Raw genomic sequence first — 12,217 nt, forward strand, 5'->3', positions numbered from 1 at the left:
TCAATAGGTACTTTGACAATAATTCTAGTACGAATGGCTCATTTGCACTCTATCAGAGAGTTTACGTTAGCTTGCATAATCCAGATGAACTGGTTCTAATTGAGAAGCATTCTGTGGTATAAACATTACTCTTGGAATATAAGGAGGTTTTAAGGCCCTCCGCACGTCGAGTACAGCAAGAAATGCTGCTACGACGTGCGGGTCGTACTGGTAACCCGCCCCTTGCTCAAGTTCGTGATATGCCTGCTCTAGTAGCAACGGTTGCCGATAAGGTCGATACGATGTCATGGCATCGTAAGAATCTATGACTGCCAGGATTCGCGCCCACTTTGGGATCGCTTCGCCACTTAACCCAACTGGATAGCCTGCTCCATCCCAACGCTCATGGTGTGACACAACTGTTGCTGCCAGAGAAGCAAAGACCCCACCTGCAACGAGCAGGATATGTTGTCCAATCTGAGGGTGGAGGCGAATCTTTTGCCATTCTTCCTCGCCCAGAGGCCCCGGTTTCGCTAAGATGTCAGATGCCATGCCTGCCTTCCCAATATCATGTAACAGCGCCGCCAGTCGTACCCACTGCACCTCTCTTGCAGAGAGCCCTAAAGCCGCGCCAATTGCTTCGGCAAACACTGAGAGCCGAAGTGCATGAGCACAGGTCTCGCGATCACAAAAGATGTTCAGCGTCCGCACGACCGCAATTTCTACCGGGCTGACAATTGACAAGGTTTCTTGCAATGAATGAATAGCCAGAAAAGCCTGCTCCTCCTTCAAGACATGGCTCGCTAACACACGCTGTAATTCTTGACGCATGAAGTTCCCCACGCAAAATGCAACGGTACTGTTAATGAACATAGCGGCATGACTCCTTTGCCAATGGGCATTGGCAATATGTGGGCGGGTACGCCTTGGTTGCACTTCCTGGTTATCGCTTGCTAAGATTCAGTTCAGTCCTTGCCGTACGAACTGCTACCTTCTTCTCTATTATCTACGTTTTTTGTTATAAAGATGTTCACGCTTTCTTGAAAAAAAACAAAGCATTTTTGCCTCATTGTGAAATAGTACCTTTTTGTCACTCTATCATTCGATTTTACAATGAGGGGAAATCTTTGAAGGTGCTCTTGACATTTAAACTTCTTCTGGTTATACTTTTTTTATAAGCAAGATATCTTTTCTTTTGATATCTTAAGGCTTTCCTCCTTACTACCTCTTCACACTACTTTTCATCCTCTTCTCTTTTTCTCAGGAGCCACAATGATGCAACAAGATGATGCTCTTTCCGGTTCGCTATCAGGCCTCCAGTTTGACCTGTTTGATGCCCTCAAACCAGATCCTCTGCTACCTGATCTGACTGACTATGTTCTTCCTCTTAGCATTCCTCCCTTTACCAGCGATCTCCTCGTTAGTTCCCCGCTTCCCTCACCAGATCTTCTCATGTCTGCACAATTAGCACATGATCCACTTCTCCCCGATCTTTATCCTGAAGGACCAGATGTGGTATGGCCAACCGTAGAGCGCCCTGGAGATCTCGCAGATGCGGCTCAAGACCTGTTACAGCAAGATCCTACCTATCAGCAATTAGCTCATCACAACTATCGCACGTCATTTATGGATCAGTCAGGGGTCAATGGGTATCGAGCTCGTCATTTCGATCTACTCTTTCAGGGCTTAGCAGAAGAGGAGAGGCGTTGATGCCTGAACAGAGCTCTACAACGATACGCCTGGATGGTGAAATTCAAGAGCATCATGCTCTCTCCCCCCAGGGGCACGCAGTTCGTGTCACAGTACTACAAGGTGGGCTATCTAAAAATGGCTACAATTACAATGAGTGTATTCTCCAGGAGATTGCCTGTTGCCTTGAAGGGGCCCATGCCTATACGGATCATGTTCGCCCTGAGGCTGCCCACGATGCACGTTCAGTACGAGATATCGTTGGCTTCTATCAGGATGCTCTCTATGTTGCAGGCACGCCTGAGCAGCCCGGCCGGGTTGAGGCAACACTGCATATTCTAGAGGCCGCTGAATGGCTCTGGTCACTGATTCAAGAGGCCTGTCGGCTTGAGCAGCCTGAACTCATCGGGCTCTCAATTGATATCTTTGGCCGGTGGCAGCTCAATGAGGCAACACGAGCTAAAGATGTTATCCAGGTTATAGCGCTTAATTCGTGTGATGTTGTGACACGCCCCAGCGCTGGAGGGCGCTTTCAACGTATCCTGCATCATGATGCCCCTCTATCCAGTTACTTGCCCTCTACCTCACAAGGAGATCACCTTATGGATGTAACTTCCGCTTCCTCTCCCCTACCATCTTCATCGGCACAAGTTCAAGAGCACCAGAGTTCTCTAACGCCTCAACTGGCAGAAATTACAGAATTGAAACGTGAACTACAGCTTGAACGAGCTCAGATACTGCTTGAACGCCGATTGTTGGAGTCAGCCTTACCTGAGGCGGTTCAAAAGTTGGTCCGCGACCGCTATACCAATCGCTTCTTTGAACAACATGAATTAGATGCGGAGCTACAAGCACAACACTCTATGCTGTCTGCCCTGTCCTCATCGGGCCTCATTCGCGGCCATACCTATGAGAAACCTGACATTAGCCATGTTATTAGTGAGGCCGAAAAAATTCAGGCCGCCTTTGATCGGATGTTTGATTTAGAGGTGGATACTGGCCGCCTTGGTCCAATCAGGCCCTTTGGCAGTATTCGCGAGGCGTACGCACGTGTCACAGGAGATCCGGCTGTCGCTGGCTTTACTGAACGCTCCACATTAGGTACTATCCGTGTCTCAGAAAGCGCCCCCATCGCCCATATCAGCGAGGCAGATACAACAACTGCATCCTTCTCGTATCTGCTTGGTACAAGCATGAATAAACGCTTACTCAAAGATTATCAGGCCTGGCCAGCTGAGTGGATGAAGTTTACAACGATTGTGCCCATTCGAGATTTCAAGCAGCAGACCCGTGTGCGCCTGGGGGCCTTTGGCTCTCTCTCGATCGTAGCAGAGGATAGCTCTTATAGCACAATGACCCTTACCGATTCGGCTGCAACCTATGTGCCACAGAAACGTGGCAATCTGGTGACGGTCTCACGCGAGGTGATTGTGAATGATGATCTACAAGCCATTAAACAGATTCCAACCAAGCTTGCCGTCTCTGCCGCATACACGCTTGCTGAATTTGTGTATGGCTTCTTAAGCTCCAACTCAACCATCTACGATGGCAGTGCGCTCTTTACGACAGGCGCCCCCCATAATAATCTTGGGGCGGCGGCCTTAAGTACGAGCGCCATGCAGACTGGCGTTACAGCCATGCGTGAACAGACCAATTATGCAGGAAAGCGATTGGGACTCCGCCCGCATTTTCTGGTTGTGCCTCCTGAACTAGAATGGAGCTCGATGATTGTCACAAAATCGGCTGGTATGCCGGGCGGAAATGCCAACGATATTAACCCGATGTTGGGCTATGTGACTCCAATTGTCTCGCCACAACTCTCAAACTCGAGTCAATGGTTCCTGATCGCTGATCCACGCGAGGTGGATACAATTGAGATTGGATTTGTGGGAGGCCAGGTCAATCCAGCACTCTTTATTCAGGATCAACCGCTCTTTGGACTCAACTTTACTCAGGATGTGATTACCTATAAGATCCGCCATGAATTTGGTGGGGCGGTCGTCGATTATCGCGGGATGTATCGTGGCATCTAGTTAGATAAAGGGCTAGCTTATGACAGGCTTTATCAATGCCGATGGCTCAGCACTGGTTGGTGGTACCACCCTGACCGGGCTGGGGCAGGCGCTCCAATTAGATGCTCAGGGCAACGTTTTAACGCAGTCTGCACTTCTCGCTTCGCTTCAGCAAGGAAAGGGCTATACGGCAACTACCGGACTCTTGAATGTTGCTGCTGGCAATTATCCGCTCTGCATCTTTAATCCAGCCTCAACAGGGAAGACTATTCTCATCTACTCCCTCTATGCCTCTTCCGGCACTGCCAGTGTCAACTCGATTAGTCTGTTTCTCCAGACTGTGACGGTCAATCCATCCTACCCAGGTTCGGCAAATGTTACCCCCAATCGCATTGGCGCTACACCCTCCGCACTCAACAGTAGTTGCAGCTATAGCAACACCTCGCAGACGCTCACTGCACCGTATGCGCAAGTTGTTATTAATGTCACTCCGATTGAGTTTCTCTCCAATGGGGCCATCCTTTTGCTTCCCCCCGGCACTTCTACCGGGTTTGTCGTCTTTCTTCAGACCTATGCCTCTGGCTTTAGTTCAATCACTGCTCGCTGGCTAGAACTCTAAAAGCGCCAGCATCGATCTTGGTTTCGTAAGAGTGTGCTCAGATGGCTCAGGCTATAAGTCTAGAGCTGCACACCATTCTACAAGAAAGGGAATAACTCGATGCTCGATCTCCTCGAATTTACCTATGGCCGCTATAATGGTGGACAGACGGCTCCGATCGGGAGCTATCTCAATCCACGAACGTTCTGCATCTTCCAGCAGAGCACGGATGGCATCCTTCCTCTGGATGGGACATTTGTCCGCGTTGATCCATCGGGTAGCCAGACCTTTACAGCTATCGCAAGCAATCTCAATACATTGCTGAATACTACCTATACTGCCGCCAGCTTCCATGCGTGCTCGGGTGGGGATGCCACCGTCTCCCCTGGCACGATGAGCAACGACGCCTGATCGTCACGAACACGGTGGAGAGATGCTCTCTCAGGCGAAACATCTCTCCAGCCATAGCTTATGATCAGATACGGGGCCATGAATGAATACTCGAATGAATATACGAAGAGGGCTGTTGATCTCGTTCGATACCAGTAGCTATACGGCTTCGATCCTCCTCTTTGAGGCCACTTCTTTAGCGCTGACGGGGGTGCCGGTCAATACCGCTCTGGATAAAAGCTCTCTCTTACCTGGCGCTCTCTGTGCCGTACTCTTCTTCGATGAACACAATGGACAGGATGCAGTTCTACTGGCAACATTTCCCAATGGCAGTAGTGGTCTCCCAACGCCACTTCCTGGTCGCCTGACCTGTGTTGCAGGCTATCGCCAGATCAATAACGATACGCTTCCAGTCAATACGACGCGTACTTATACTCTGACTGGTGGGGGAACTGGCCTCCCCTCTGGCTGCTCTGGGGTACTCTATACCGTTATCTTTACCAGTTCCACCAACAATGCATCCATTCAATTAGCTCCTCATAACACAACACTGGGACTCTATGCGACCGTTGGAAATCTAGCAGCAGCCAATACAACCTTCAGTGGCAATGGCCTCTTACCCATCAGTTCTACCGGGCAGATTGATATTAAAGCTCTTACTGGCACTTGTTTGCTTACTCTCTATACCTATGGATACATCAGCTAAGCCGGGCTGATCAGGAGGATTTGTGATGCTGCTCACCGATATAGAAGCTGCTCTCCGTCTGGATCTGTTTGATCCAGCGGGCCCCAATCAACGTTGGACAACGATGGATCTCGATCGGGCTATCGATAAAGCAGTTGATCGCTATTCACAGTATTATCCCAATATTATGTACACCGATATGGCTACACAACCCTATCAGCGCACCTACCCCTATCCTCAATCCTGGAATGGAAGCTATCCTGTCTGGTGGTTAGAAAGGATTATCTATCCTCTGCAAGTCTATGGCTCTGCCTTTCCGGCTCCTACGGCCATTCCATTAGCGCAGGCAAACGCGGGCTCTGGCCTGAATATCGGGACCTATCGTTATCTGGTTACCTGGCTCACTCCAGGTGGCGAGACGACTCCCTCACCTGTCGTGACGGTAACAACTACCAGTGGGAACCAGACAGTTCTGCTCTCTGCTATTCCATTTGCATCAACTCTTACTTCGAGCGGAACGAATACGGTTATAGGTCGCAATCTCTATCGTACTCAGGTCAATGGTCAACTCTTTTTCTTGCTTGGCACAATTGACGATAATACTACGACGAGCTGGCTGGATAATCTGCCTGATAGTGCTCTCCTGAATCGCGCACAGCCCCCTACGATCAATACATCGGGAATAATGCTCTGGCCGCCACGAGAGTGCGCGTTTGCTGAATACTCCAATTTGTTTGATAGTACAACTGCTCTGGCTGCTGGTGGCAATCCTGATCTTCAGGGAAGGACTGGCTCTCCCAGTTTTACTCTGACCTTCAATAACGCGGAATTACCAAAGGATAACACACAGGTTATCAGAATCTTCTACGCGACCAGACATCAACTCGATACAAGTGGCTCCACAATTCCTGAAGTTCATCGCGATAGTATCATATTGGGAGCCTCCGTCTATGCCATGGAAGCCTATCAGGTCAGTACAAACGATAATTTCGAGTTTCAAGATGGCAGTCTTCATGATCGCATTGATGACACACAGAGCCCACAGGCCTGGTTGGCTGCAATTACGAGCCGACGCCAGCAGTTTGAGGAGCGCTTGCAGGAGATTAAACAGCAGCGCGATTTCGCCTACGCAGCCCGCATCCACTGGGGAGAGATCCCCATTCATTGGGGAAGGCTGTAAATAATTCGGACATGCGCGACTGTCTAACAACGCACCAGCAGGAAAAGGAGATTGAAGATGCCAACAATCGGACTGGATTGCGAGCTCATTCTGGATGGTACAGGCTACTTTCTCAAGCCGGGTTCCTATCAGATGCAGCAGCCTCGGCTACGAAGAGCAACGCCTCGTGCCGATGGTGGGCTCGCTTATGTCGATCTAGGACCAGGAAAAAGGACATGGCAGCTCGTCATTCTCTGTTTCAATGAACTGACACGCTATGATGGTACCCCCACAGGATTGACAGGCCAACAATATCGCGATACCCTACGCGCTTCCTATCTCGCTTCTACAGGAAGTACCGTTCTCTATAGCGATCCCATCGGGGCCACTGCTGTAACCGTTCATATTGATAACTATCGCGAGACTGTTCTGGATCTGCATACTCAACAGCTCGCTTTAGCAACCGGTGGTCCTCTGGCACTCTCCTATGAAGTTACTATTGAACTTCTCGAAGGCTAGTGACACATGATAATACACAATAATACAATTACATGTAGTAGTACATTTTCTATTTTTCTTGACAGCTTTTTACCCTTCCAACTACACTGATCAGTGTTACTATTTTATTTATTTATTTGCATTCATCATCTTTCAAGCAAACGCCTCATGTTACCACCTCCGAAGTAGCGGGGACCATATTTGTACAGAGGCTGGCAGACGATCAATGAAGAAATCTGTGCAGGAAGGCCAGGTCTATGAAACGATATTTTAATTTCAAATCTCTTTTGAGCCGACATCTCCTGGTTGCGGGAACATCCCTGTTGCTTTTATTTTTTTCTTGTTTCGGGCTCATCTCTGTCCTGTCAAATGCATATGCTAACAACTCCCAATCATTACAAACTACCGCTTCGCTCGCTCCTCAGGATACTGTAACGCCAGCACCTACTGATACGCCCACCCCAACTCCCACTCCCAGTCCAACACCAACACCTACGCCAACTCCCACTCCCATACCTACCGCTGTGCCTACTGCCACGCCAACAACTGCGCCTACTCCCGTTCCCACTGCCACGCCTGCCAATTCAACGCCCGTTCCGACGAAGGTTGTGCCTACGGCAACCCCAACAGCAGGGAATACGATCAATCCAACAATGGTAGCCGGCACTCAGACTCCAACAACTGGGACGCCTACGGCTACATCTACGGCAACGGCGACGGTAACGGCTGTCAGCACTCCCCGCACCTCAGGCACTCCAACGGGGCAACAGACCTCCAACACGTCAGATACCCCACCCTCCTCTCCAGCAGCAGGATCGTCAACCGATCTCAATGGCATTCTCTTACCGGCTGGTCTGGTTCTCCTGCTGGTTCTGATTGTTGGCGCGATTATTGGTTTTATTTTCTGGAAACGGCGGCCAGACCAGGGTGGACCTGTTCGCCCCAAAAGCCCTAAAAATCCCTGGCTTCCCTCTGGCGACGAGCTCTCACCCAACAATGCTCCTGCTCTCTTCTCTCAGCCCGCCTTTGGGGCATCGATTGGCGGACCGAACAATGCTCTCTTCGCTTCTGCCCCAACACAACAACAGGTTCTGGTAAAAGGAGCCCTTCCTCAATCTGCCCAGATTCCTTTACAGATGCCTGGACAATCTCTGGACTATAAACCAAGTGCCTTGCGCCCGATTACAAGTTCGCTCCCAGCACAATTTTCTCATCAGCGACCAGGAGGACAGACTATGAACAATGCTCCTCTATTGGATGTCGATTTTGCGCAGGTCCTGGGCCCCCAAACACGACCACAGATTCATCCAGCCGGAGCCACAGGCTTCCAGATGCCAACGGCCTCGCCTCATACGCCTGGAGGTTCCATCGGGCAAGACAACATCTCTATGCTTCCTACGCATTCAAATATGGATAAAATGCGCTCACCACAGAATCCATTCAACGCAGATACGTTTTTGTTTGAAACGCCATCAGGTCATTCTGGTAAGTTTCCTGTTGCTGGATCTGGGAGCGGCTATACAACCACACCGCTCTCGTCTCATTCGGGGAAGTTCTCGGTTCCTGATGTCCCTATGACACCAGCTCCTTCAACTAATCCAAACATACAGACGCAAAGAGAATTTGATTCAAAGACCTCGCCACGATTGATTGTCCCCGATAGCGATTCTTTTGATCGCTTTATTCAGAAACAGCATACAGGTTCGTTCTCTCTTCCTAAAACAGAGGCTGATCCCTTCTCACCCTCTGTTCTCTCCTCTCAGTCCGGCCCGATTCCTGCTCTAAATCCCAATGATCCCTTTGGGGCCAATCCGCTTCATTCAAATAAACACCCGGTCCCTCCGACGCAGCCAAAGGATGATATCCCTACGGTTGATGTCAAAGGCGATCCAATTCTTGAGACAATTATGCGCCAGGCACAGATTGGGCTCTATGCACTCCCTGATCGGCCCGCAACAGAGAGTGACATTACAGGGACTCATACCAAATACCAGGATAGCCAATCATAACCAGTTTGTGCCGTCATATCTATGCTGGCAATTAAATAGGACCAGTTGTACTACCCGTTCTCTCCGCAGGAATAACAGTACAACTGGTCCTATTCAATTGCTACATCTCTATTTGGGAATTAAAATTTCGTGCGCTATAATACCTCTGTAAGCAATATTTTTCCAGGGTAAACCTTCATGATAAGGATTTTCTGCCTTGCATGAAATTTTCTTTTTTCAGGGTAGATAACGCTACTCTATTGCTCCTAAGCTTACTTTAAGAATAGATGAGGTCAGACTTTCTGATGATTGTGCGAATCCACGGATTTGATTGGGGTGCTTATACTGAGCGTGTGATGCCAGCCTTCGCTCGCTGGCTCGTTGATGGGGATTCATCGTTCGTCTCTGAGCTCTATCAACAGACACAGAACGCACGCGAAGAAAGTTTTCTTCCCGCTCCACTACGACCAGTCTGTTCCTGGCCGCGCGCTCAAACTTTCGTCAAACAGTTACCACGCGGCACCCATACGCTCCCAGAATATCAGGCTCTCTGCACTCCTACTCTCTATACTCCCTTGAGCGATAGCTATATTCATCGCCATCCTCCTCAGCTCTATCAACAATCAGAGGCCCTGCGTGTCATCTGGGGAGCTCTGGTCACCGAATATTGTCAATCCTGGTTTACCCTTCCATCTCCTCAACAAGAGGTCTCTCAACCCGCACACGCTTCATCGACTCCTGCCTTAAGTCGACATGAAATGATCTCTTTTTTACACGCCGCTGGCCTTAAGGATCTGGCCCAGGAGATTAAAGAACGCGCAACTGAACCCCTTTTGCTAGAGGATGAGGACGCCGAAGAGATCGAAGAGGTTATGAAAGATGAACGCTCGCTCGGGGTTAATATTGGCAATCAACCAGGAATTCTCCACCTTCGTGGCTGGTTAGCGAGCACCTCTATAAGAAGCATGGCACTTTTTGAGCTCCTGGCCTGTGGCCGTCGTCGTATGCCTTTTGGCTATCGGGCCAATGAGCCTTATGAAAATATTATTGGCTACCTTACACCTGAAGAGTTATGGCAACTCTCTGATTCCCTCAAACTGGCTATTCCGCCAACAGCTGCACAGGCGGAAGAAGACTATGCTCTCTTCCGCCTGCAGCAACACATTCCTGCTGAGTTCCGTTTGCTTGACGAGGTTCTTCCTACACACGCAGAAACCTTCTTAATGGCATTACGACTGGCTGCTCAGTATGGTCTGGGGCTCCTCTGCACCGTTGGCTAAACCAGCCACAGATCTTACCTCATCCGCCGGAGTTGAAGGCGAAGATGGCTCCCTCCCGGCACAAGCCCCACTGGCAGCACCTCAATGATCTCATATTTTGCTGAGGCGGCCACCGCACTGGCGTTGGCCGTTGCAGTATCAGCAATATACACTGCACCGGTGAAATTTGTACCCAGGGGGGCAAGTAACCACGTATCTGTACTTTGTGGAAGCGGCTGACCTGTCGCACTCAAGATCTGAGGCTCTCTATTCTGCTCAGCTCGCATAATGACCTGAAGCAGGCTATAGCTGTAGGCCACACCCGTTCGATACACGACAACAACTGGACGCTGGCGACCAGCAAAGCTTCGATTGATCAATTGGAGGATCCGTTGCGCTTTTCGATCATCTAGTGGCATGCTCATCTCCGTTTCTGATCGCCAAGCCATACTCGCTCTCGCTCATCATGCAGGTCAATCTCTTCATCAAGACACTGAAACAAAAGCCGCATCGCAGTCTCATCACTAATCCAACCCTGCTGCTTTGCCTGAGTCAGACCACCCATCAGAAGTTGTGTTGCACTGGCAAGCGTCTGATGGTCAGCCGTGTCGATCTGCGGAAAGAGAATCTCATAGTCTGTTGCAAGTGTATTTGATAGACGGTGAGCCTTCTGCGCCTCTAGAATAACCCGATCAAGAATGGTCCTCAAGAGGGCGCGCAGGATATGCTGACGACGCTGAAATTTAAGAAGGGTTGGTAGCCCCATCTCTGCCGCCGTCGCCCGATTCCCATAATTTCCATCTGAGAGATAATGCTCCGGAAGTTGTGCACCAACGGCCAGCATCAATTTTAACGCACGTCCGTCGGCTTCAGCCTCGTTCGCATTGATCTCTGGGCGGACCGCAGACCATTTCTCTGCCTCGTTATGAATGATAATGCTGCCTGGTTCTGGTGGATAGGCGTATTCCATCTTCTTGCGATCAATCGCTTTCTTATCTGCCCCCTGCAACTGAACATCCCACAAGAAGGCGGACTTGTATTTATTAATGCGGACCCGATCCGTCAACCAGTCCTTATACCGTCTCAACCAGGGGAGAAGCGTCGCCAGATCGCTTTTTCCTCGTTTTGCATTCGAGACCTTGTTGATGCAGAACTGTACCACGTCACTGCCAGCGAGCAACCATTCACCCTCAGTATTCAGGCTCCTCTGTACATCTGTGGCTGTTGGCAGGACCACTGCCGGGCCAATCGGCCTCAGATGAAAGCGCATCGGGGTCTCGATATCTTCTGGATCTGTCTCAATCTGGTCAATAATTGAAGGATCAATCTGACGTATTTTGACCTTCCCATTCAAACGATTGATATAAAAACGGACAAACTGCTCTCCATAGAGGGAAAGTTCAGTACACAATGAATACACTCGTGTATCCATATGATTATCGGGATCGTTCCAAAAATCCTGCAAAATCTGCTGAACGACTGGTTCGCTGGCTGTAATACTGACCCCTTTCCCAAGCACAAAACTGGTGGTGATCTCAATAATGGCAAAAGCAATAGGGTTCGCATTGTAAGCTTCGTAACAGGCATTATGAATCTCGAGATAGGTCGAAGGCATCACATCTTTCATCGACCAATTATCCGACAGACGACGCCAATAATAGTCCTCTTCCCCACCAGTTGCCAAACGGCCCCAATACTGATCTTCCTGGGTACAGCCTGTTGGAGAAGAAAGCTGTTCTTGAATCGATGAAAACACCCCACGTGTGCCGTGATGGCGCCAGAATGAGAGAAATGACATAGGATAGACTCCTGAAAAAAGGGGGGAACGGAGCTCCGAGAAATGTAGAGGAGGGAAGTTCTCAAACAAGAGGATATACAATCATATTACACTTTTTTACGTACATTGTCAAGTTTTCGCCCACTAGACCGCTAAAATGATCACCATGAATGCTTTTTCAGA

The 12,217-nt window shown here is 49.6% G+C and carries 12 protein-coding genes; 9 read left to right on the forward strand and 3 right to left on the reverse strand.

Annotated elements, in window-relative coordinates; translation table 11 throughout:
• Positions 1-66 precede the first annotated feature (66 nt).
• Positions 67-852 (reverse strand): HD-GYP domain-containing protein, encoded by a 786-nt coding sequence (locus EL628_RS15580; protein ID WP_126580846.1) that lies wholly within the window; start codon positions 850-852, stop codon positions 67-69.
• A 399-nt stretch (positions 853-1,251) separates the two neighbouring features.
• On the opposite strand from EL628_RS15580, the gene EL628_RS29845 reads away from it, so the two are divergent.
• The 9 genes from EL628_RS29845 to EL628_RS15620 all read left to right on the forward strand — a co-directional run bounded on the left by EL628_RS29845 (position 1,252) and on the right by EL628_RS15620 (position 10,278).
• Entirely contained in the window at positions 1,252-1,689 is a 438-nt protein-coding gene (locus EL628_RS29845) for a glycosyltransferase family 1 protein (protein ID WP_161975533.1), read from the forward strand.
• Positions 1,689-3,701, forward strand: a complete 2,013-nt coding sequence (locus EL628_RS15585) for a phage major capsid protein (protein WP_161975534.1) — start codon at positions 1,689-1,691, stop codon at positions 3,699-3,701. The genes EL628_RS29845 and EL628_RS15585 overlap by 1 nt, the downstream gene beginning before the upstream one ends.
• 19 nt (positions 3,702-3,720) lie before the next feature.
• On the forward strand, positions 3,721-4,299 hold the full coding sequence (locus tag EL628_RS15590; RefSeq protein ID WP_126580848.1) for a hypothetical protein: 579 nt from the start codon (positions 3,721-3,723) through the stop codon (positions 4,297-4,299).
• Positions 4,300-4,398: 99 nt separating this feature from the next.
• On the forward strand, positions 4,399-4,689 hold the full coding sequence (locus EL628_RS15595; protein WP_126580849.1) for a hypothetical protein: 291 nt from the start codon (positions 4,399-4,401) through the stop codon (positions 4,687-4,689).
• A gap of 94 nt (positions 4,690-4,783) precedes the next feature.
• Positions 4,784-5,374, forward strand: a complete 591-nt coding sequence (locus tag EL628_RS15600; protein WP_126580850.1) for a hypothetical protein — start codon at positions 4,784-4,786, stop codon at positions 5,372-5,374.
• 25 nt (positions 5,375-5,399) lie between these two features.
• Positions 5,400-6,533 (forward strand): hypothetical protein, encoded by a 1,134-nt coding sequence (locus EL628_RS15605; protein ID WP_126580851.1) that lies wholly within the window; start codon positions 5,400-5,402, stop codon positions 6,531-6,533.
• A 57-nt stretch (positions 6,534-6,590) separates the two neighbouring features.
• A complete protein-coding gene (locus EL628_RS15610) occupies positions 6,591-7,031 on the forward strand; it encodes a hypothetical protein (protein WP_126580852.1) in 441 nt (146 codons plus the stop codon).
• A 236-nt stretch (positions 7,032-7,267) separates the two neighbouring features.
• Positions 7,268-9,019 (forward strand): hypothetical protein, encoded by a 1,752-nt coding sequence (locus EL628_RS30280; protein WP_176589863.1) that lies wholly within the window; start codon positions 7,268-7,270, stop codon positions 9,017-9,019.
• 284 nt (positions 9,020-9,303) lie between these two features.
• Positions 9,304-10,278 carry a hypothetical protein gene (locus EL628_RS15620; RefSeq protein WP_126580853.1) on the forward strand — a complete coding sequence of 325 codons (975 nt, stop codon included), beginning with the start codon at positions 9,304-9,306 and terminating at the stop codon, positions 10,276-10,278.
• 14 nt (positions 10,279-10,292) lie between these two features.
• Here EL628_RS15620 and EL628_RS15625 read toward each other — a convergent pair whose 3' ends face one another.
• Positions 10,293-10,676, reverse strand: a complete 384-nt coding sequence (locus EL628_RS15625) for a hypothetical protein (RefSeq protein ID WP_126580854.1) — start codon at positions 10,674-10,676, stop codon at positions 10,293-10,295.
• Positions 10,677-10,678: 2 nt separating this feature from the next.
• Positions 10,679-12,055 (reverse strand): phage portal protein, encoded by a 1,377-nt coding sequence (locus EL628_RS15630; RefSeq protein WP_126580855.1) that lies wholly within the window; start codon positions 12,053-12,055, stop codon positions 10,679-10,681.
• Between the last annotated feature and the right edge of the window lie 162 nt (positions 12,056-12,217).

The sequence above is a fragment of the Tengunoibacter tsumagoiensis genome (assembly GCF_003967535.1).
GTDB lineage: Bacteria > Chloroflexota > Ktedonobacteria > Ktedonobacterales > Ktedonobacteraceae > Tengunoibacter > Tengunoibacter tsumagoiensis.